Origin of the sequence: Filimonas effusa, assembly GCF_004118675.1 — a bacterium.
In the GTDB taxonomy this organism is placed as follows: domain Bacteria; phylum Bacteroidota; class Bacteroidia; order Chitinophagales; family Chitinophagaceae; genus Filimonas; species Filimonas effusa.
In genome coordinates this window covers 1,526,751-1,549,002 of record NZ_SDHZ01000002.1, presented here as the reverse complement: position 1 = coordinate 1,549,002, position 22,252 = coordinate 1,526,751, and the positions used below count along the sequence as shown (strand labels likewise).

Below are 22,252 nucleotides of genomic sequence, written 5' to 3'. Positions count from 1 at the left end.
ATGGAAAAACTGTTTGTTGTTAAGATCGGCGGAAATGTTATCGACAACGACAACAACCTGTCCGCATTCTTAACCAGCTTCGCAAATATTCCCGGCAGGAAGATCCTGATCCATGGCGGCGGTAAAATTGCTACCAAAATAGGAGATCAGCTGGGCGTGGAATCTAAATATGTAAATGGCCGCAGGATCACCGACGATGCAACCATCGATATTGTTACAATGGTCTATGGTGGCCTCGTAAATAAAAAGCTGGTAGCGCAGCTCCAGGCTAAAGGCTGTAATGCAATAGGACTTACCGGGGCCGATGCCAATATCATTCCTGCCGTAAAACGGCCCGTAAAGGAGGTCGACTTCGGTTGGGTGGGCGATGTAAATGCAACAGGCCTTAACACTGCAAATTGCAGGCTTTTCCTCGATAATGGTATCATCCCCGTGCTGGCGCCGTTGACACACGATCAGCAGGGCCATATTCTTAATACCAATGCCGATACCATCGCCTCTTCTATCGCAGTAGCGCTATCCGCTGCTTATGATGTGCGTTTGATCTATTGCTTTGAAAAGAAAGGTGTATTGGAAAATGTTGATGACGATAACTCTGTCATCACCTTAATTACCCGTGCAAAGTACAAGCAACTGCTGAACGAAGGAAAACTCTTCGCCGGCATCCTGCCTAAAATTGACAATGCCTTCGATGCCATCGAAGCCGGCGTGAAAGAGGTGCTGATAGGCCATGCCGATGATCTTATGCAGAACACAACAGAAAATACATCCGGAACCCTCATTACCAACTGATGGAAACAGACCAGCTATATAATGAGGCGCTATTGCTGCTGCAACAACTGATTGCTACACCTTCTTTCTCCCGCGAAGAAGATAAAACAGCAACGATCCTGGAACAATACCTGTTGCAGAAAGGTGTAAAGCCGCAGCGTCACCTGAATAATGTATGGGCCCTCAACCGTTATTTCGATCCGGCAAAACCTACCGTGATGCTCAATTCGCATCACGATACGGTAAAGCCCAACCCGCAATATGTAAAAGATCCTTTTACACCGGTTATTGAAGATGGTAAACTGTTTGGTCTCGGCAGCAATGATGCCGGCGGATGCCTGGTATCACTCATCGCCACCTTTCTTTACTTCCACGATAAACAGGATTTAAAGTATAACATAGTGCTGGCCGCCTCCGCTGAAGAAGAGATCTCCGGCGTGAATGGCATAGAAGCATTATTGCAGAACAATACTTTCCGCGAAGCCCTGCAAATGAAACAGCCCGCTTTCGCAATAGTAGGCGAGCCTACCCTTACGAACCTGGCCATTGCGGAAAAAGGATTGATGGTGCTCGATGGCGTTGCGCACGGCCGTGCCGGACACGCAGCAAGGGAGGAAGGTGACAATGCCATCTATAAAGCATTAAAGGATATTGCCTGGATCAGCTCCTACACTTTCCCTGAAACATCGGAGTGGCTGGGACCCGTAAAAATGAGTGTAACCGTAATTAATACAGAGAACAAAGCCCATAACGTAGTGCCTGCTGTTTGCAATTTTGTGGTAGATGTGCGGGTTACCGATGCTTATACACACGAGCAGGTCTTGGCTATCATCAGGGCTAATATCGGTAGCGAGGTCACGCCCCGCAGTATGCGTATGCGCGCTACCCGTATCGAAGCCGGTCACCCTATTGTAAAGGCAGGACTGGCCCTCGGTAAAACCACCTATGGCTCTCCTACCTCTTCCGATAAGGCGCTGATGCCCTTCCCCGCACTCAAATGCGGTCCCGGCGATAGCGCCCGCAGCCATACCGCCGATGAATATATCTTTGTATCGGAAATTAAACAGGGTATTGAAAACTACATCAGCATGCTCGGCAGCGTAATTGCCTGATCCAGGGCTGCTATGTAACCCGGAACAATATACTGGTTGATAACACCTGACAATAGAAGAGGAGCTTAAACAAAAGCAGGAAGAAAATCACTTCAATGCTATTAGCAGTAGAAAACCTATACGGCTCACTGCTCAACAAAAAAACTGAACGAATGAAACTCTGGCAGAAAAATATTGATTCGCTGAAAGAAGTAGAACGTTTTACCGTCGGTAAAGACAGGGAATTCGACCAGTTGCTGGCTCCTTTCGACGTGCTCGGCAATATGGCCCATGCGAAAATGCTGGCAACGGTTGGACTGCTTACCAACGATGAAGCTGCAACGCTTACGGCTGAATTGCAGAAGATCTATGCGGCTATTGCGCATCATCCATCACTGCCTGCCAGCTCTCTGCCTGCTGCCGATACGCAATTCACCATCCAGGACGATGTGGAAGATGTGCATTCACAGGTGGAGTTCCTGCTTACACAGGCGCTCGGCGATACCGGTAAAAAAATACACTCCGCCCGCAGCCGTAACGATCAGGTTCTGGTAGACGTAAAACTTTTCCTGCGTGCCGAAATAGAACAAACTGTTCTTGCCGTGCAAACTTTCTTTGAGCTGCTCATAGAACAAAGTGAAAAATTCAGGTCACACCTGCTGCCGGGATATACCCACCTGCAACTGGCGATGCCTTCTTCATTTGGCCTCTGGCTGGGAGCTTACGCCGAAAGCCTTGCCGATGACACCATCACGCTGAAAAGCGCCTACGACATCGTTAACAAAAACCCGCTCGGCTCCGCAGCAGGATACGGCTCTTCTTTCCCTATCAACCGCACGCTTACTACACAACTACTGGGTTTTGCCGACCTCAACTACAACGTAGTATATGCACAAATGGGACGTGGTAAAGCCGAACGTATTGTGGCCGCATCCCTGGCCAATGTTGCCGACACGCTGGCCAGGCTTTCTATGGACGCCTGCCTCTTCCTCAACCAGAACTTTGGTTTCATCAGCTTCCCGCAGGAACTGACAACAGGCTCCAGCATCATGCCGCATAAAAAGAATCCCGATGTGTTCGAACTCATCCGATCCCATTGCAATCGCATCAAAGCGCTGCCCAATGAGATCATGATGATGACAACCAACCTGCCCTCCGGTTACCACCGCGATCTGCAGCTGCTGAAGGAACATCTCTTCCCCGCGTTTACAACCCTGCGCTCCTGCCTCGAAATGGCCGGCCTGATGCTTTCAAATATGGAAGTGAAGGATAACATCCTGCAGGACGAAAAGTACAAATACCTCTTCAGCGTAGAAGAAGTAAATAAGCTGGTATTGCAGGGCACGCCGTTCAGGGATGCCTATAAACAAATAGGCCTCGATATAGAAGCGGGTAATTTTGGTTATACCACCGAAGTTCATCATACGCATGAAGGCAGCATCGGCAACCTCTGTAACCACAAGATTATAGCGAATATGCACGAGATCCTGGCCTCATTCGGCTTCGAGGAATGCCGTGCCACACTTACAAAGTTATTGCAGGATTAAGACGCCGGCTGCCTATCTGGCAACCTTCCGGTTGTCCCGTATTGTTTTCAGTGCTACTGAAAGCGCTTTGTCTTTAGTGGCAGTAATATCTGGTACAACTCCCTTCCAGTCTTCATCAGTTGCGCCAATATTGTAGTACAGCTTACTGGAGATGATAAGCCTTAGTTTGCTGTTTGGTAGCTGGGTGGAAACAATGTCGCCATAGCTCTTGATAAGCCCTCCGGTTTCTTCGCCAATGATCAATCCCCTTTTATAGTGTTTAAAACATTGTGCAAAGTCGGCGGCCGAAGAATAGGTTTGCCCGTTTATAAGAAGGTAAACAGAACCTTTAAATCTTAGCGGATTATCTTCAATAGCAATCGTACTGTAATGAACCGTATCGATACTGCCGTTTGGTTTGGCCAGCAGGGCTGAGTCGGATGCATCTGCTTTACGTGAAAGCAAATGCTTGTTAAGCCTGGCCTTCAATAGCCTGCTGTTCTTTTCAACTACTTTATCATATTGGGTAAAGGGCTTGTCCAGAATATATTGGAAAAACGCATCACCAACATCAGAATCACCGCCGCCATTGTCAATCAGGTTAAGGACAAGATCTTTAATACCTGCTTTTTTTATGACAGTAAATGCCGAATCCGAAAATCTTTTAAAGCAATTCCAACTGAAACTTTTAAAGTCGATGATCGCAATGCTATCTATGATTTGAAGATAGTAACTATCGCATGGGAGAGGGGTGGCGTCCGCAGAAGAGGTGGTGTCGGCACTTTCGTTGAACTTGTCGGTGATCTGTTTACTCCTTGCTCCCTGTATAAATATCGTCTGCAGTTGATTATTATGTTTATATCGTATGGTGTAATTGCCGTTCATCTTATAAAGAACACCCAGGTAAAAATTGAACTTTTGTGCTCCGTATTCCGCTCTGAAAGAGCGGCTTTCTCCCGTATTGAGAGCAACAATGTCATCAACAATTTGCTTTGCAGGAATAGCATTAATGGTAATGATCTCTGCTCCGGCAGGTATTTCCGCGTTAAAGCCACGGAAAGGCTTCTCACAGGTAATAAAGGGAGCTGTTACGTTTAGCTTGAAATGATAGGGCAGTCTAAAAAGATCCAAGATATTGTAACTGTCTTCCGGCGCATAAAGGTCGGTATGCCCATCTTCCAGCTTACCTAGCAGCGGTTGTATGCGTACGTAAAAATCAAGAATGTTTAAGTCTTTGGTAATGCGTTTTTTGAGCGCAATTACATCCTGCTGAAATAACTGTTTTGGATATCTGTAATAAGGATTGATATGTGTTTCGTCAAGGTACTTCACTAAGGAATCTATATCCTGTTTCAGCTGAATCGGTGTAAGAACCGGTATATTTTGACTATATATAGAAGAAGAAAAAAATAACAATAGCAACAGGATATAATTGTGTTTCATTTTTTCAGCATTTAATATTGGATCTCGTTGCAGGAAACTGGGATCGCCATTCTGTTATTCATGATATAATGCAGGCAATTTTCACTTGTTAAGATAAATGAAAAAGCGGTTGCCAGTGTGAACCGGCCGGGATATGGGACGAATAGAAGCTGATTCTCTGGTCTATTGTTTGTAAATTACTATAAAAAGATCCGCTTAAAACACTACTTTATGCAAAACAAGAAACCCGGGCGCTTTAAAGTTTTCTTCGATCGCTTTTCTGGAAAAGTAACACACCTGGCAGGCAGCTCCATAGCCTTCCTGTCTGCCTTCGGTATCATTATCGTATGGGCTGTTACAGGGCCCATCTTTCATTTCTCAGATACCTGGCAGCTGGTCATCAATACAGGCACAACCATTATTACTTTCCTGATGGTATTCGTTATTCAGCAGTCACAAAACAAAGACACGCTGGCCCTGCACCTGAAGCTGAACGAACTTATAGCTGCGAGTGACTGCACCAGTAACAGGCTCATAGATGTAGAAGACCTTACCGAGGAAGAACTCGTAGTGCTGAAAAAGTTTTACGTTAAACTTTCTCAGCTTGCTAAAAACGAAAAGAACCTTTTTGCAACCCATTCTATCGACGAAGCGGAAGAAAGACACGAAGAAAAACTGAACGTTGTGAAAGGCAAAAAAACGCGTCGCTAGTTTTATTAACGTTGTTTAACTTTTGAGCTAAGTTGGTTAACCGCTTTTCTTGGTTGCCTCAGGTAGGTTTGGGAAATTTTTTACCATGCGTAAAAGCCTGACCCTTCTTCATTGCATTGTTATTTTACTTTCTGTTTCGTTTGCGCAGGACGTTGCTGCCCAGAAGACCTCGCTGAAAGGTAAAGTGGTAGACAGTACCATGCAAAAAGGACTGGCCTATGCCACCGTGTCGCTGGTACAGGCGAAAGATTCTACATTGGTAAGCTTTACCCGCGCCGATTCCCTGGGACAGTTTGTGCTGAGGTCGGTTCCTAAAGGAGCCTACCTGCTTTCCGCTTCCTATGTCGGTTATCTGCCGGTATGGAAACCCGTTAAAGTGGCCGCCTCCCACGAAACGGAGTCCCTGGACAACCTGAATATGACCGATCTTGTAACAGCAAAGAATGTGACCGTTGTGGCCAAACGTCCGCCCGTGGTAATGAATAATGATACACTGGAATTCAATACCGAAAACTTTAAAACGCAACCCAACGCAGTTGTAGAAGAAATGCTGAAGAAGATGCCCGGTATGACGATAGAAACAGATGGCTCTATAAAGATTAACGGCCAGGCTGTTCAAAAAGTACTGGTAAACGGAAAAGAGTTTTTTACCGGCGATCCTAAAATGGCCACCAAAAATTTACCCGCTGACGCGGTAGATAAGGTACAGGTGTTCGACAAAAAAAGTGATCAGTCCGACTTTACAGGCATCGACGACGGCAATACCACCAAAACTATTAATCTCAAACTGAAGAAAGACCGGAACAACGCTATTTTCGGCAAGGTTTACGCAGCCGCAGGCAACCGCGACCGCTACGATGCACAAACCAATATCAACCGCTTCAACAACGAAGAACAGATCTCTGTACTTGCGATGGCCAATAACACCAATAAGCAGGGCTTTTCGGTGGCCGACGCAATGAATTTCTCGGGCTCTCTTTCACGCGGTATGCGTAACGGAGGGGGAATGATTACCAGCAATAGCGGAGGTGAAAGCGGCTTGCCTACTACAGGCATGGGACAGAACCAGCAGGGTATTGCAAAAACATGGGCCGGAGGTATCAACTATAATAATAACTGGAATCAGAAAACAGATCTTAATACCAGCTATACAGGCAGTGATATGGATCTTTCTGCTACCAGGCAGTCAAATACGCAAAACCTGTCGCCTGTCAACAGCTATACAAAATCCGATTCGGCTGTTACCAACAGCAGTAACAGCCAGCATCGTATCAATGTTGCTTGGGATCAGAAACTGGATAGCTCCTTTTCTTTTAAAATGACGCCGGTAATTACCTGGCAGAATACAGGCAGCTATAGCAACAGCAGCTATCTTTCTTATAACAGCAATAACGTAAAGCTGAACGAGGGTAATACAGTGAATAATACAGACGCCAACGCTGTTAACATCACCAACAATATCCTGCTGCGTAAGAAACTCGCTAAAAAAGGCCGTACCATATCAGGTAATATCAACGCCACTTATAACCATAGCCGTTCAACAGGTTCGCTGAACACTGCGAATATCTTCTACGATAACAATCAGGTCGCTACAGATTCGCTCATTAACCAGGTAAACAGCCGCGATGCCGTTACGCAAAGTTATGGCGCTAATATCACCTATACCGAACCTGTGGGCCGGCGTTCCCTGCTGGAATTTAGCACGTTTGGTAATATCAGCAAAGGCGAAAGCGAAAAGAAAACATACGACAGGAATACCGGCTCGGGTAAATACGACTTGTATAACGAAGCGCTGAGTAATGATTTCGAAAGTAACTATACCTATGCTGGCGGTGGCATCAACTTCAGGTCTAACCAACAGTCGTTTAACTTTACAGTGGGCACTTCGTTACAGTCAGCTGCACTTAAAGCCACCAACAATACAGCCGGTATCAATATCCGACAGTCTTTTACCGATGTGTTGCCGAATGCTACTTTCCAATATATGTTCAGCAGGTATCGTAACCTGCGGTTCGATTATACTGCGTCTACCATGCAGCCAAGTATTACACAGCTACAGCCTATTGCCGATATCAGCGATCCGTTGAATGTTACTTCGGGTAATGCCGACCTTAAAAGACAATACAATCACGGGCTTAATATGAATTACTTTTCTGTAAGTCCGGAGTCCGGAACGCATATAAGAGCCCTACTGAGTTTTACTACCAGCCGCGACGCTATTGTAAATGCAGATAGTGTGAAAGAAAATGGTTCCCGGAGCAGCAAACCGGTAAACGCAAACGGCGTGTATACTATGACGGCAAACCTGGGTTATGGCTTTACGGTTAAAAGCTGGAAGTCACGTTTTGATATTGGATCTTCTGTATCCTATAACAGGAACGTAGCCTTCCTGAACGGCAGTGAAAACCTGATCTCAAACCTGTCTGTTGGTCCTAACTTTTCCTGGAACTTTAGCGTCGATGATGTGATAGACCTTCGCTTATCTTCCAGGTTTGCTATAAGCAAAGCGTCTTATTCGCTGCAACCGCAGGCGAATACCAATTACCTGCAACAGACTTACGGGGGAGATCTGACCTACTACCTGCCCTGGTCGCTGGTTATCAATAACCAGTTTAATTATGTTCTCAATTCGGGCCGTACAAATGGATTCAATACCCAGGTCCCGTTATGGAATGCCTCCATTGCAAAAAGCTTCTTGAAGAATAAGCGTGCAGAAGTCAAGGTGTCGGCATTCGACCTTTTAAATAAAAATGTGGGAATTACAAGGTCGGCAAACCAGAGCTATATTGTTGACCAGAGATATAATGTGTTGAACCGGTATTTCACATTGGGCTTCACCTACAGCCTTCATAAGTCGGGTCTTAAAACAGGAAGAGGTCCCGTTTTAATGGGACCTCCGCCGATGTAATTGGGGGGATAAAATTTAAGGAGCGATGAGAATAGTACGTCCTCCTCCTCCTTGTCCGCGGTTCTTGAACATTTCGTCTATTTTTTCCTTGTATTCAGCGCGGGTAATAGCTTTACCTTTCGAAGGCGCCTTTAATGCCTTCTTATCTGCTTCCTTACTTATTTCCTGTGCAGTATATAATAGTTCGCCGTCGTTGATGTCAAGCTGTAATACCAGGCCGGGTAACCCGTTAAAAGATTCGGGTCCGGCAGGAAGGGTGATGGCTTCCGTATACCAGGCTACCAGGTTTTGCCCATTGGCATTGGTCATAGTAGCCTTTTTGCAGGTATAGTTCAATATCTGTTTGGTCTCGTCGGTTAGTTTCCAGGGCTGCTGGTGCAGTGTATCTTTGATCAGGTAAGTTTTCTCACCCAGTTCGGTTTGTTCTGTGATAAGCTGGTTGTTGTAGTTGATAAACAGTATCCTGTTCTGCGATCCCATACCCGGTGGAGGGCCCATTCGCTGGCCACCTCCGCCGCCAGGACCTCCAAAGCCACCACCACCGCCGCCCGGGCCACCAAACCCGCCACCCCCACGGCCACCGCCTGCAAATGGATCAGGAGCCGTATCATCGGGAACAGCTTTATATACCGAAGTACTGTCATTGAAAAGCAGTTGTTGCTTGTCGGTCCGGAATTCAGGGATCATCGCTTTCATCTGCTCATCTTTGATCCGCCTGTGAATATTCATCTTGCGCTCATATACAACGGTGCCTTCTTTTACCTGCGCCATCGTAATACCAGCCAGAGCCAGCCCACATGCCGATAGTAGGATTCGTTTCATAATACGTTATTTATTCCCTCCAAATCTAACCTGAGGTATTGTTAAGCATTCCTGCTATAAGGTTAATTAAGGTTAATGCCCCGCCCTCCCGCAGGCTAATATGTACATTTGTATACTTATGGCACGTGTATGATCAACAGGCTGTATTTATCGAGGTTATTGATGTCGGCAACGCTATTGCTGATTGCGGGTTTCCTGTGCTATTGGCTTACGCAACAATATAAAACGGAATACAACACCCTGCAACGTAAAACAGACCTGTTGCTCAGGGAAGCCGTGCAACAGGTGCAGGCCGAACGTATGAAGGGCCTACACCTGTCTTTTAACGATTCGGCTGCCCCCGGCAAAAGAAGAATAGCATTTGCAATATCCACAGGCAAAGAAGCCGGGCTCGACAGCCTGCTTAAACAAAGAACATCGGCCGGCGGAAACTTCAGAATGCATTTTCATGAACGCGACGACCTTCCACCCCCGCCTGTCATTAACATGGCCATCGCCCATATGATAGATAGTCTTTCTGAAAATAGTAAATCACACGGTGGAAGAGACTCCCAGGATGTAAAGAAACTGCTGGAAGCACTAAAAAAGGTCGACGATTCTATCCCCTTGCGGAAACTGGAACCACGTTACCTGCATCTATTACAGCAGGATCATATCGGTCTTGGGTTTATCCTTAAACGAACAACATTACATAACAGAAGAGCAGCTATGGACTCTGTTCCACAGATAACAGGCGCCGGGTTGGTCACCCGTTTTGCTATGTCGGGATTCAATGCACCCTGGGCATACTATGCCGTGTTTGACAATCCCTTTCCTTATATCGCAAAACAACTGCTGCAACCCTTTCTCTTTTCATTACTGTTATTGGGCATTACTACTGTTTCGTTTATTTTTTTATATAGGAATATGCTGGTTCAACGCCGCCTTGCCGACATGAAAAATGAATTCATCAGCAACATCACACACGAACTTAAAACACCAGTGGCAACAGTGAATGTAGCCATAGAGGCCCTGCGTAATTTTAATGTGCTGGAAGATACGGAGCGCACCCGGGAATATCTCGATATCTCGGCAGTAGAACTGCAAAGGCTGAACCTGCTTATCGACAAGGTATTGCGACTCTCGATGTTTGAGAATAGGGCTGTTGCATTACAACCCGCTCCCGTTGATATGGCGACACTGGTGCATGATGTGCTAACCGGTATGAAACTGCAACTGGAAAAAGCAAATGCTTCGGTTCAGGTGAAATGCAGCGACGATCTGCCTGCGGTTTATGCCGATAAAATGCACCTGACAAGTGTGGTCTATAACCTGCTCGATAATGCCATTAAATACAGCCCCGGACATCCTGTTATTAATATTAGCCTGTTTAAACAGCAGGATTCCGTGTACCTCGAAGTAGCAGATAATGGAATAGGGATTGCCCCGGTGTATACGCAGAAGATCTTTGAAAAGTTCTTTCGCATACCTTATAACGACCGGCACCAGACACGGGGATATGGCCTGGGGTTAAGTTATGTAGCGCATATTATAAGCTTGCATAAGGGCTCTGTTACCGTAACGAGTGAAGAGGGCAAAGGCAGTACATTTACAGTAAAACTTCCCCTGGATCATGAGTAGCATTAAAGTATTATATGTAGAAGACGAATTGTTCCTGGGAAAAATTGTAAAGGAAACATTGGAAAGCAGGGGCTTCCAGGTTACCATGGAAACAGATGGCAACATGGCGTGGCGTACTTTCCAGCGCGAGCTGCCCGATATCTGTGTTCTCGATGTAATGTTGCCGGGTTTAAACGGCTTTGAACTGGCAGAAGTCATCCGCTCTTCAAACCGCAATGTCCCCATCATTTTCCTCACGGCCAAAGTGCAAACCGAAGACGTGGTAAAAGGCTTTAAGCTGGGCGGTAACGACTATGTCCGAAAGCCTTTTAGCATGGAAGAGCTTATTGTACGGATTGAAAACCTTATGCAGGGAAGAAATCAGGCGCCGGAACCTCCCGGCCGTACAGATCTTATTTCATTGGGAAAATACCGTTTTTTCCTGCAACGCCAGGTCCTGATGGGTGAAGAGGGAGAAAGGAGATTATCCTACCGCGAAAGCGAACTGTTGAAATTCCTGTGGCAGCATCGCAGCACTATTATCGACCGCCGCACCATCTTAAACGAATTCTGGGGCAACGACTCTTTCTTTAACAGCAGGAACCTCGATGTATACATTACCAGGTTGCGCTCCTATCTCAAAAACGACCCCTCGCTCGAAATAATAACAATAAAAGGAGTGGGGTACCGCTTTGTAATAAACACGCTCTGAAAACAGGTATGCAATGCCGCTAATCCTGTAGCCCATCCCTCCCGCATGAATCACCTGATTTTGTTCGCTTATCCTATACGCTGCTGACAGCTTTGGTTTTCCGAAAAAAAACTGCCCTCTCCTGGTAAAGGGAGGGCAGTTTTAAGCGCCTATCGGCTATTTGTAATGCATTTAATAATCGATTACCTGCTCAACAATGGCCTGCGGGATCTCGCGCCACTCATACTGCTGGTTGCGCAGTTGAGGCTGAAATCCGGCTTCTTTGATGGCTTCCTGCATGGTTCTGTAGGTGAACCTGTGAGGAGCCCCGGCAGCACTTACCACGTTTTCCTCGATCATAATACTGCCCCAGTCGTTGGCGCCGGCATGAAGGCAGATCTGCGCAGTTTGTTTGCCTACCGTTAACCAGCTTGCCTGCACATTCTTTACGTTGGGAAGCATGATGCGGCTCATGGCGATCATGCGGATATACTCGTCGGGAGTAGTAAGATTGTGCACCCCACGGATCCGCGCAAGCAGTGTATCTACATCCTGGAATGTCCAGGGTATAAATGCCAGGAATCCTTTGGCCGACTCAGGTTTCATTGCCTGCACTTCCCTGATACGGGCCAGGTGAATAAAACGCTCTTCCAGGGTTTCCACATGACCAAACATCATGGTGGCGCTGGTGGTGATATCAAGCTTATGGGCTTCGTGCATGATGGCCAGCCATTCGTCCGATCCGCATTTGCCTTTGCTGATGAGGCGGCGTACCCGGTCTATCAGTATTTCAGCGCCCGCACCGGGAAGTGAATCCATACCGGCTTCTTTCAGCGCTTTCAGCACATCATGGTGGCTCATTTTTTCAAGCTTGCAGATATGCGCTACCTCGGGTGGGCCAAGCGTATGAAGCTTGATATCCGGGAACAAGGTCTTCAGCTCCCTGAACAGATCGGTATAAAAGCTTAAGCCCAGCTTGGGATGGTGGCCGCCCTGTAATAACAGCTGGTCGCCGCCAAACCGCAGCGTTTCACTTATCTTTTTCTTATAGGTTTCTATATCGGTGATATAAGCCTCGCTATGACCGGGAATACGGTAGAAATTACAAAACTTGCAGTTGGCAGTACATACGTTCGTCGTATTTACGTTACGGTCGATCTGCCAGGTAACCCTGCCATGAGGAACCTGTTTTTTCCGCAGCTCATCGGCAACGAACATGAGTTCTGTAAGAGGGGCATGTGTAAACAGGAACATACCTTCCTCAATGCTTAAAAACTCAAAATCCAGCGCCTTCTGGTACAATCCATCTAAATTCATCTTGCTCCGTTGTGTAGACGTCAAAGGTACTACAATGCTCTTGCATGGAAAACAACAAATAATTACAGCAATGGCTTGGTTTGGCACCTAAACCAACGTAACTTATGGCAGATTGGCCATATGTTATGCAAAGTTTCTTATATGAAGTTGCTGGCGGTAATTGCTTTATTTCCTGTTTTCTTCGGCGCTTTCCACAAAGCGTGGGCAGCCGTTGCTTTTGAACCTCCCCGGGCAAAGCTGCTGACCCATTTCCCGTTTAAAATGCTCACCGGTGGCATCATTATCATCCGGGCCACTATCGACGGACATCCCGATTCCCTGAATTTTGTTTTCGACACCGGGTCGGGCGGCATTTCCCTGGACTCACTTACCGCCGAAGAAATGAAGATAACTTCTGTCGCCTCTGAACGTACTATCAGGGGTATTGCAGGATCGCGCAAAGTGAATTTTGCATACAACCACCGTCTGCACCTCCCGGGCCTGACGGTAGACAGCCTGGATTTCCATATTAATAACTACGACCTGCTTACCAGCACCTATGGCTTGCGGATAGACGGCATCATGGGTTATGCCTTTCTCAGGCGGTATATCGTTTACCTGAACTACGATGTTCACCAGCTCGAAGTATATTCCAATGGCGATTTCCCCTATCCGGGAGGGGGATACTTTCTTAAACCCGGTTTCTCCGCTTTGCCTTTTCAACCCGTTACAACAAAAGATGCGAAAAAGATAACGGCAAAATACTACCTGGATACCGGCGCAGGACTGTGCATGCTTTTTTCCCGAAGTTTTATACGCGACAGCGGGCTGTTGTCGCCCAAACGGCAACTATTACCAACCCAGGCTGAAGGATTGGGCGGTAAAAAAAGTATGGAGATTACCTTTATTAAGGAACTGAAAATAGGACCTTACCGGTTCCGGCGGGTGCCGGTCTATATTTTCGATGACGATTTTAATGTCACCTCTTATCCTTCGCTGGGCGGCTTGCTGGGTAATGATATCATGCGCCGGTTTAACGTAGTGCTCAACTATGCTGAGCAAACCATTCACATAAAACCAAACCAGAGCTACCTGGAAGCTTTTGATTACTCTTATACCGGAATGAGTATCTATCTGATTGAAGATATCATTACCGTTGTAGATATCGTTAAAGGATCTCCTGCCGGTAAAGCCGGTTTTTTACCCGGCGACAAGATCATTAGCATTAACAATCACTTTTCAGCAGATATTCAAACATACAAATCGTTACTGCAGCATGCGAATACAACATGCCGGGTACTGGTATCACGCGGAGGCTCGTTATATGATCTGAAACTAAAGATCGGCAATATTCTCCGCCCCAGGTAAACGGCCGGCGGAGGGCCTGGATCACTACTCTTTGGATCGGCTGGCGTTGAATAACTTCAGGTGATCATTCAGGTAAAGCATCATATCCTCGGTGCTGGTGTGTTTGCGCAACCATTCATATTCAGGCCTGTGTTCACGCATAAAAAGAGCCAGGGTGTCACCCTTCAGGCGGGTATAATACTGCACCGTTTCGGGGTTGAACCGCGAGTCAATATAAAGTTCTTTCTCTCTTTCTTCAAACCTTTTGTAGTTAGTTCTTACCTGTTTGTCTTTTTTCTTGGTAAAGATATCCAGGTTCAGCCCTATGCCCGCCCCGGAATTGGCTTTCGAGAACGCCTTGCCTTTAGGCCCCGCATCTTCTATGAATTCTGCCCGGCGCAGCATGCTGTCCTGCTGGTATTTCGTGTAATTGGTGCTTTTTACCGTTACATTCAATGAATCGGACAGTTCAGGCCTCAACTCAACATTGATGGTATCTGATATATTGAGAAAATAACGGAGTGTATCCGTTTTATAACCCTGGGCCGAAAACGAAAGCAGATCGTCGGGGCGAACGGTGATCTTAAAGAAACCGGCCGGATTTACTTCTGCGATAACACGTGTATTACGGTTCGAAACGGTAGCATTCGTAATAATATTACGCGTAATGCTGTCTTTAATAAAGCCCGTTAGCACTTTTTCCTGCTGTTGCGCCCGGGTTTGTAAGCCCAGGAAAAAGATGGCCACTAACGCAGAAACGATGGCTTTGTTGTTAATGGTGATCTTCATAGCGGAAAAAGGTTTTGCTTTCATTGAAACAGGTTGATTCCCGGCAATATACTACACAGGAAGCATGCCACAGTATCAGTACATTGTTAAACTTTGATACAACGCCCGTTCCCCGTGGGCTATATTTCCTATTTTGCACTTCTTTTTTGGTAAAAATATGATCAATTATAATCGCTTTGTTCTCGATAATGGCTTAAGAGTGCTGGTACATGAAGACACCTCTACGCCAATGGCTGTGGTGAATATTATGTACGACGTAGGCGCCAGGGACGAAAACCCGGCTAAAACAGGCTTCGCCCACTTGTTTGAACACCTCATGTTTGGAGGGAGTGTGAATATTCCCGACTACGACGAACCGCTGCAAAGGGCAGGAGGGGAGAATAACGCCTATACTACCAACGACCTTACCAATTACTATTGCCAGCTGCCGGCCCAGAACCTGGAAACCGCTTTCTGGCTCGAAAGTGACCGCATGCTTAGCCTGGCCTTTGGCAAAAAAAGCCTGGATGTACAGCGTAAGGTGGTATGCGAAGAATTTAAAGAGCACTATATTAATAAACCCTATGGCGACGTAGGGCATAAACTGCGTCATCTTTCCTATACTACCCATCCCTACCGCTGGATGACCATAGGCGATGAATTAAGCCACATAGAAAATGCTACGCTCGACGATGTAAAGCAGTTTTTCTTCAAACATTACCGCCCGGTTAACGCTATCCTTTCGGTAGCAGGCAATGTGAAAACAGAAGAGGTAAAAAAACTCGCGGAGAAATGGTTTGGCGATATCCCTATGGGCGAAAAATATGTTCGCCAGCTCCCCCAGGAGCCGGTTCAAACCGCCGGCCGCAGGCTGGAGGTTGATGCCAACGTTCCGCTCGATGCACTCTACCGCACCTGGCATATGGAAGGACGGCTCGACAGAGGCTATTATGTCGCCGACCTCATCACCGAAGTACTCGGGGGAGGCGCTTCTTCAAGGCTTTACCAGTCGCTCGTAAAAGAACAGAAACTGTTCAGCAATCTCGAATGCCACCATTTTGGCACCATTGACCCGGGATTACTGGCGATAGAAGGAAAACTGGTAAAAGGCGTAAAACTCGAAGATGCATCCAAAGCAGTGGATGAACAGTTACAACAGATCTGTGAATCGCTGGTCGCTGAATCTGAACTCCAGAAAGTGAAGAACAAAACAGAAAGTATTATCACTTTCGAAGATATGTCGGTCATGAGCCGTGCCAACAGCCTCGCGTTTTATGAACTGCTGGGCGACGCAAGTCTTATGAATAAAGAATTAAGCAGGTACCAGGACATCACAGCCGAAGAACTGCAACAGTACAGCCGCACCATTTTTGACGAAAAGAATGGCAATACGCTGTTTTATCACAGTAACAATAATTAAGTCTGTTCGCGAATAGTATATGATAAACAGAAAAAAAAGTCCTGCTATACACGATGCTGTAGAGTTCGACCTGAAATTGAAAGCCTGCGATCATTTTACACTCGACAATGGTGTTCATGTTTACGCCGTTGACGCAGGAGCGCAGGAAGTAATGCAACTGGAATGGGTATTTTATGCAGGCAATTGTTTTGAAGATCAGAATATAGTAGCTGCAACCACCAATTTTCTGCTGAAGAACGGAACCTCTACCAAATCGGCATTTGAAATAAACGAACATTTTGAGTTTTACGGAGCTTATCTTAACCGTCATTGTTATAACGAAACAGCTACCGTTACTTTACATTGCCTTACCAAACACCTGCCTGTATTGCTGCCTGAAGTAGCGGCTCTTTTTACTTCTGCCGAAATCCCGGAAGAAGAGCTTGCCATTTATAAGCAGAATCAAAAGCAGCGCCTGGAAGTAAATCTCAAGAAATGTGATTTTGTCGCCAACAGGCTTATCGATGAATACCTGTTTGGCCTGGAGCATCCTTATGGTAAATATTCTTCTACAAAGGATTATGATGCGCTGGAACGTGATCAGCTGAAAGCTTTTTATAAACGGTTTTATACAGAGGGCAAATGCATCATGTTTGTTGCAGGTAAACTGCCTGCGAACTTACAGGAACAGTTGAACAATGCTTTTGGCCAGCTGCCTTTCAGGCAAAGCGGGCTGCCCGTAATTACCTACCCTGGCACGCCGGCGACAGAAAAGAAATACAATATCATTAATGATAACGACGGGGTGCAGGGCGCTATTCGCATGGCCATACCTTTCCCTAACAGACACCACCCCGATTTCATTAAAGTACAGGTGCTCAATAACATCTTCGGCGGCTTCTTCGGCTCCAGGCTCATGAGCAATATCAGGGAGGATAAAGGATACACGTATGGTATTCATAGTTATCTTCAGAACCATATTCATCAAAGTGCCTGGATGATAAGCACAGAAGCCGGGCGCGATGTTTGTGCAGCTACTATAGAAGAGGTTTATAAAGAAATGCTGCGCCTGACTAACGAGCCTGTTGAAAAAGACGAACTCGACCTCGTCCGGAACTACATGATGGGTAGCATTCTTGGCGATCTCGACGGGCCTTTCCAGATTATCGGCCGCTGGAAGAATTATGTTTTAAATAATCTTACAGATGCGTATTTTTATAATAGCCTCGAAACAATCCGTAGCATAACAGCCGAAGAGTTGCAGGAACTGGCAAAAAAATACCTGGTGCCCGAAACTTTTTATGAGCTCGTGGTTGTTTAACCTGTAGTTATTTAAAAGTAAAAGGTATGGGAAAATTTATAGGCAAAATACTGGTAACAGCGCTTGCAGCACTTATCGTATCGTACATAATACCCGATACGAATATCGACAGCGGCACTACTGCTATCATTGTAGCACTGGTGCTTGCTTTGCTGAATGGATTTGTAAAACCTATTCTTATTGTTTTAACCATACCTATTACCATACTTACAATGGGGCTTTTTCTGCTGGTCATTAACATCCTCATTGTAAAATGGACATCCTATATCGTCCCCGGTTTCGTGGTCAATAGCTGGTGGGCGGCATTGCTCTTCAGTTTACTTTTATCTTTTGTTACCTATCTCATAGAAAGCCTTATAAACCGCACTCAGGCGGGAGCCGACGAATAAAATGCTGCCGGCATTGGGGTTTTCCTTGGTTCTGGCTTAAATTCAGCTGGGAAAAGGTGGCTGTAGCGTGCATTCAAAAAAATGTTACTACCTTACTGCCACCTTTTTACCCTTGAATTATGAAGAACCTTTGCCTCGCTTTGCTTTGGCTGACGCTGGTAACGCCCTTTCATTCCCGTGCCCAATCTTTTAGCAAGGTGGCCGGCGAAGCTTTTCTCGTTTATAGAATGATCGATAAGTTTCACGTTGAGCCAAGGACGCTTAACGACAGCTTTTCGCACGACCTCTGGTTTACCATGCTTAAGCTGGCCGACGAAGATGAACTTTTCTTTTCCGATGACGATATAACCCGGCTCAGGGCTTTTGAATCAACCCTGGATGATGAGATCAGGAATAGAAGATCAGCCTATATCAGCCTGTTTACTTCTTTATTCATACAACGCCTCAAGCAGGCCGATTCCCTTGTGGCTGTGCTTTGTTCTTCAGGCAATAATACAACGGGTACACAACGGGTACAACCGAAACCGCAAACGATAAAGCCTGTAGCCACGCCTGGTTCAGCCGATATCACCGCATTGAGGAACAGGTTGCAGGTATATATAAAAGAACAGGGTTCCTGCTCGCGGCTGCGCCGGCAAATCAATTATATTCTTCGCAATGCCGCAACAAGCGCTGTTGCCATCGGTGATCTTTATTGTGAAGCTATCGCCCGGTGTTTTGATCCGCATACAGGCTACTTCCCGCTTTCTGCAAAGGAAAACTTTGAAAGCCAACTGGGTAAGCAGCGTTTCCGGTTCGGATTCCGCATAAAAGAGGAAAAGGATGATATTTTCATCGAAGACCTTCAACCCGGAAGCCCCGCATATAAAAGCGGCCAGTTACAGAAAGGTGATAAAATTATACAGGCACAGTGGAGCGGAAATAAAACCGACGCTGTGTCGCCAACGGCAACCGAAGAACTCAACGACCTGTTGCGCATGAGTAACCACGATACACTGTTGCTGCGCGTTCGTAAAGCCAATGGCTCCGTAATTCAGGTGCCGCTGCTGAAAGAACAGGCTACCGATGCTGAAGTGGAAAATAAAGTGAAAAGCTTTGTACTGAAAGGGCAGCAAACCATCGGGTATATTTATCTCCCTACGTTCTATGAAGACTGGGACCAGGGTAATATCGGCCTAAAGGGGTGTGCCAACGATGTGGCCAGGGAGATCGTCAAACTGAAAAAAGAAAATATAACCGGCCTCATCCTCGACCTGCGATTCAATGGTGGCGGATCTGTACAGGAGGCAATGGAGCTTACAGGCATCTTTATCGATGCAGGACCTGTTGCGCAAATAAAAAGGAAAGATCCTAAACCCATCGTCCTCTACGACGTGAACAGGGGCACTGCTTTCGATGGCCCTCTTGTTGTACTGGTAAACAGTTACAGCGCCTCTGCTTCGGAACTCGTAGCTGCCGCATTGCAGGACTATAATCGTGCTGTGATAGTAGGCACAACCACCTATGGCAAAGCTACCGGGCAGGTAATGTTACCCGTTGATACAACTATCTCGCTGGAATCGCCTGAACCAAGGCCAGGGGCCTCCCCCGATAATAACAGCTACATCAAGATAACCATGAGCAAGCTTTTTCGCGTGAACGGCTCCTCCCTGCAGGCGACAGGCGTAATACCTTCTGTTATTGTGAAGGATAGTCTTGTGCATATTGAAAGAGAAGCCGATGAGCCCTTCGCGCTGAAAGCCACAACCATTGCCCCCAACAAGTATTACAAGCCCTACCCGGTGCTTCCGGCGATAGACGCACGAATGATAAATACAACAGCTGCCTTTACCATTACCAACCATGAAGCCGAAAAATCCCTGCTGCAATCCGACGCTTATGGCAGTCAGCTGAACGAAGCCTTCAAAACTTTGTTGGCTTCGGATACGGGCGTGAAAGCTGCCTATGAAGTGCTGCAGCTGCTTATTAAAAAATGACCTAAACCAGTTATATGAAAAAGATGATCATGAAACATTACTTCTTTCTGCTTATGTTGCTCTCGCTTGTGGCTGCAATGCCCGCTACAGCGCAAACTGAGGACCCGGTAAAATACCTCTCCGCTATTTATGCACCGCAACAGGAAATGAACAAAACTTACATGGCCTATGTAAGCGCTATGGCTCATAGTAAAAGGGCAAAGAAAATTGAGAAAATGCGCATGCAAACACTTGAGGGAATAGAAAAATGCAGGTATAAAACCATCGACATCCCCTTCTATAAAGGTGATAACGCTTTGCGGAAAAGCAGCCTCGATTATATCCAGCTTTGTTATAAACTGTTTAACGACGACTACGCCCATATTGTGAATATGGATGAAATTGCGGAACAGTCGTTCGATGAAATGCAGGCCTATCTGTTGTTACAGGAAAAAACGGAAGAAAAGCTGCAGCAGGCCAGTAAAAATATGTCTGATGCTGTAGACAGCTTTGCTGCAAAATATCATGTCCAACTTGTTGAAGGACAAAAAGATGAATTGTCTATTAAAATGGCCAAAGCCGGAGAGGTAAACAAGTATCATAATAAAGTATACTTGTTGTTCTTTAAATGTAACTGGCAGGATGGCCAGCTTACCAACGCATTTAATAAAAAGAAATTAACTGAAATTGAACAATCAAGGAATGCGCTGTCTGCTTTTGCAAATGAAGGGCTGGCGGTGCTGGATACTCTAAAAAACCTTGAGGGCGATCCTGCTCTCGCGGGAGCCTGTAAAAACGCACTCCAGTTTTATAAAAAGTCAGCGGAAGAGGCGACACAGCTGGCCGATTTCCTGCTGAAAGAGGAAGCGTTTGAAAAATTGCAGAAGTCGTTTGAGGCAAAATCTGCAAAAGACAGAACCAAAGAAGACGTCGATGCCTATAACAAAGCAGTAGGTGAACTTAATGCCGCTGCAGACAAGTTCAATAAAACAAATACTGCGCTCAATAATGGCCGTAACCAGGTCATCCAACAGTGGAATGAAACCGAGAGAAGTTTCGTAGATGCGCATATGCCACATTATTAACGGGATATTGGAACAGTGCTGACACAGTTTTTGCTATCTTTCCAACTTGTATCTGTTAACGCACTTAAAAAAGAATGTTTTGATACGAATAGCATTTAACAACAGTAGCTCGGATTCCCGTGATCATCGCAAAGTACTTGCTGCCGATGTTGGCGGTACTAAAGTGAATATGGCGCTCTGCCATGTGAAAGACAAAAGTGTGGAAGTATTGCACGAAGTGAAATATGCTTCACAGGACTATAAATCGTTTAATGATATCATCGGGGCCTTCCTTGCTGAAGAAGGGGTGGAAAAACCCGACACCATCGGTATCGGCGTCGCAGGTCCTGTTATCGACAACAGGGTGGAACTTACCAATCTTAGCTGGGTGATAAGCGCCGAAGAACTGGCGCTCAGAACCGGCGTTAAGCATGTAGCTATTATCAACGATCTTGAAGCTACTGCTTACGGGCTTACCTGCCTCTCCGAAGAAGACGTATGCACGCTTCATCCGGGCGAAACATGGCATGCCGGTAACGGCGCTATTATTGCCCCTGGTACAGGGCTTGGCGAAGCAGGTTTGTTCTGGGATGGTAAAGGTTATCATCCTTTTGCTACCGAAGGTGGCCACTGCGAATTTGCTCCGCGCGAAGAAATCGACGCACAGTTGTTTTCTTACCTGAAAATAAAACACCGCCGCGTAAGCTGGGAACATGTAGTGGCAGGACCCGGCATCTACCGTATTTACTATTTCCTCCGCGACGTGCTTAACAGGGAAGAACCTGAATGGCTGCGTAAGGAAATAAAAGAAAAAGGTGACCCCTCTGCTGTCATCAGTAAAGCCGGGCTGGAAAAGAAAGCCCCTATATGCGAAGAGGTCATGCAGTTATATGTACAGCAACTGGCGCGTGAAGCCAGCATCCTGGTTCAAAAAATGAAAGCCACAGGTGGTTTGTTCATCGGTGGAGGTATTCCTCCAAAGATCCTGCCCCTGCTGCAGGAGCCTTTGTTCTATGAAACATTCCGCGACTGCGGTCGTATGCAGGACCTGGTTGAAAAAGTACCCGTACGTGTTATCCTCAACGATAAAACAGCATTGTATGGCGCCGCTTTTTATGGCGCCTACGCATGGCAATAACAAGGTCCCTGGTTCGGGCCCTCGGCCTGAGGGC

General features: G+C 46.3%; 18 protein-coding genes. 14 read left to right on the top strand and 4 right to left on the bottom strand.

The genetic code is table 11. The annotated features are described in order from the left end of the window. From argB to argH, 3 genes are all read left to right on the top strand, one after another. Positions 1-792, top strand: a complete 792-nt coding sequence (gene argB, locus ESB13_RS17460) for an acetylglutamate kinase (RefSeq protein ID WP_129004906.1) — start codon at positions 1-3, stop codon at positions 790-792. Further along, positions 792-1,883, top strand: a complete 1,092-nt coding sequence (locus tag ESB13_RS17455) for a M20 family metallo-hydrolase (RefSeq protein ID WP_129004905.1) — start codon at positions 792-794, stop codon at positions 1,881-1,883. The genes argB and ESB13_RS17455 overlap by 1 nt, the downstream gene beginning before the upstream one ends. Positions 1,884-2,035: 152 nt before the next feature. Continuing rightward, on the top strand, positions 2,036-3,409 hold the full coding sequence (gene argH / locus ESB13_RS17450; RefSeq protein ID WP_129004904.1) for an argininosuccinate lyase: 1,374 nt from the start codon (positions 2,036-2,038) through the stop codon (positions 3,407-3,409). 12 nt (positions 3,410-3,421) lie between these two features. Here the strand turns inward: argH and ESB13_RS17445 are convergent, their stop codons facing one another. Then, positions 3,422-4,831 (bottom strand): S41 family peptidase, encoded by a 1,410-nt coding sequence (locus tag ESB13_RS17445; RefSeq protein ID WP_129004903.1) that lies wholly within the window; start codon positions 4,829-4,831, stop codon positions 3,422-3,424. 210 nt (positions 4,832-5,041) lie between these two features. Between ESB13_RS17445 and ESB13_RS17440 the strand changes: the two genes are divergently transcribed. Together ESB13_RS17440 and ESB13_RS17435 are read left to right on the top strand one after the other, a co-directional pair. Next, a complete protein-coding gene (locus ESB13_RS17440; RefSeq protein WP_129004902.1) occupies positions 5,042-5,521 on the top strand; it encodes a low affinity iron permease family protein in 480 nt (159 codons plus the stop codon). 85 nt (positions 5,522-5,606) lie between these two features. Then, a complete protein-coding gene (locus tag ESB13_RS17435; RefSeq protein ID WP_129004901.1) occupies positions 5,607-8,429 on the top strand; it encodes a TonB-dependent receptor in 2,823 nt (940 codons plus the stop codon). Between the two features lie 15 nt (positions 8,430-8,444). Here the strand turns inward: ESB13_RS17435 and ESB13_RS23880 are convergent, their stop codons facing one another. Next, positions 8,445-9,251, bottom strand: a complete 807-nt coding sequence (locus ESB13_RS23880) for a GLPGLI family protein (RefSeq protein ID WP_181955308.1) — start codon at positions 9,249-9,251, stop codon at positions 8,445-8,447. Between the two features lie 129 nt (positions 9,252-9,380). Between ESB13_RS23880 and ESB13_RS17420 the strand changes: the two genes are divergently transcribed. Both ESB13_RS17420 and ESB13_RS17415 read left to right on the top strand, forming a co-directional pair. Continuing rightward, positions 9,381-10,871 carry a sensor histidine kinase gene (locus ESB13_RS17420; protein ID WP_129004899.1) on the top strand — a complete coding sequence of 497 codons (1,491 nt, stop codon included), beginning with the start codon at positions 9,381-9,383 and terminating at the stop codon, positions 10,869-10,871. Further along, positions 10,864-11,562 (top strand): response regulator transcription factor, encoded by a 699-nt coding sequence (locus ESB13_RS17415; protein ID WP_129004898.1) that lies wholly within the window; start codon positions 10,864-10,866, stop codon positions 11,560-11,562. The genes ESB13_RS17420 and ESB13_RS17415 overlap by 8 nt, the downstream gene beginning before the upstream one ends. Positions 11,563-11,733: 171 nt before the next feature. Here the strand turns inward: ESB13_RS17415 and mqnC are convergent, their stop codons facing one another. After that, on the bottom strand, positions 11,734-12,858 hold the full coding sequence (gene mqnC / locus ESB13_RS17410; protein ID WP_129004897.1) for a cyclic dehypoxanthinyl futalosine synthase: 1,125 nt from the start codon (positions 12,856-12,858) through the stop codon (positions 11,734-11,736). A 141-nt stretch (positions 12,859-12,999) separates the two neighbouring features. Between mqnC and ESB13_RS17405 the strand changes: the two genes are divergently transcribed. After that, positions 13,000-14,205, top strand: a complete 1,206-nt coding sequence (locus ESB13_RS17405; RefSeq protein WP_129004896.1) for an aspartyl protease family protein — start codon at positions 13,000-13,002, stop codon at positions 14,203-14,205. A gap of 24 nt (positions 14,206-14,229) precedes the next feature. Here ESB13_RS17405 and ESB13_RS17400 read toward each other — a convergent pair whose 3' ends face one another. Next, complete coding sequence (locus ESB13_RS17400) at positions 14,230-14,997, bottom strand: hypothetical protein (protein WP_129004895.1); 768 nt, start codon at positions 14,995-14,997, stop codon at positions 14,230-14,232. Between the two features lie 133 nt (positions 14,998-15,130). On the opposite strand from ESB13_RS17400, the gene ESB13_RS17395 reads away from it, so the two are divergent. From ESB13_RS17395 to glk, 6 genes are all read left to right on the top strand, one after another. Continuing rightward, on the top strand, positions 15,131-16,372 hold the full coding sequence (locus tag ESB13_RS17395) for a M16 family metallopeptidase (RefSeq protein WP_129004894.1): 1,242 nt from the start codon (positions 15,131-15,133) through the stop codon (positions 16,370-16,372). 19 nt (positions 16,373-16,391) lie between these two features. Beyond that, a complete protein-coding gene (locus ESB13_RS17390) occupies positions 16,392-17,672 on the top strand; it encodes a M16 family metallopeptidase (protein ID WP_129004893.1) in 1,281 nt (426 codons plus the stop codon). Between the two features lie 26 nt (positions 17,673-17,698). Then, complete coding sequence (locus ESB13_RS17385; protein WP_129004892.1) at positions 17,699-18,061, top strand: phage holin family protein; 363 nt, start codon at positions 17,699-17,701, stop codon at positions 18,059-18,061. Positions 18,062-18,180: 119 nt separating this feature from the next. Next, the gene (locus ESB13_RS17380) at positions 18,181-20,037 is read left to right on the top strand and encodes a S41 family peptidase (protein ID WP_129004891.1); all 1,857 of its coding nucleotides are present in this window, start codon (positions 18,181-18,183) and stop codon (positions 20,035-20,037) included. 14 nt (positions 20,038-20,051) lie between these two features. Continuing rightward, the gene (locus ESB13_RS17375) at positions 20,052-21,101 is read left to right on the top strand and encodes an LIC11966 family surface protein (protein WP_129004890.1); all 1,050 of its coding nucleotides are present in this window, start codon (positions 20,052-20,054) and stop codon (positions 21,099-21,101) included. 79 nt (positions 21,102-21,180) lie between these two features. Further along, positions 21,181-22,218 (top strand): glucokinase, encoded by a 1,038-nt coding sequence (gene glk / locus ESB13_RS17370; protein WP_246022598.1) that lies wholly within the window; start codon positions 21,181-21,183, stop codon positions 22,216-22,218. Positions 22,219-22,252 lie beyond the last annotated feature (34 nt).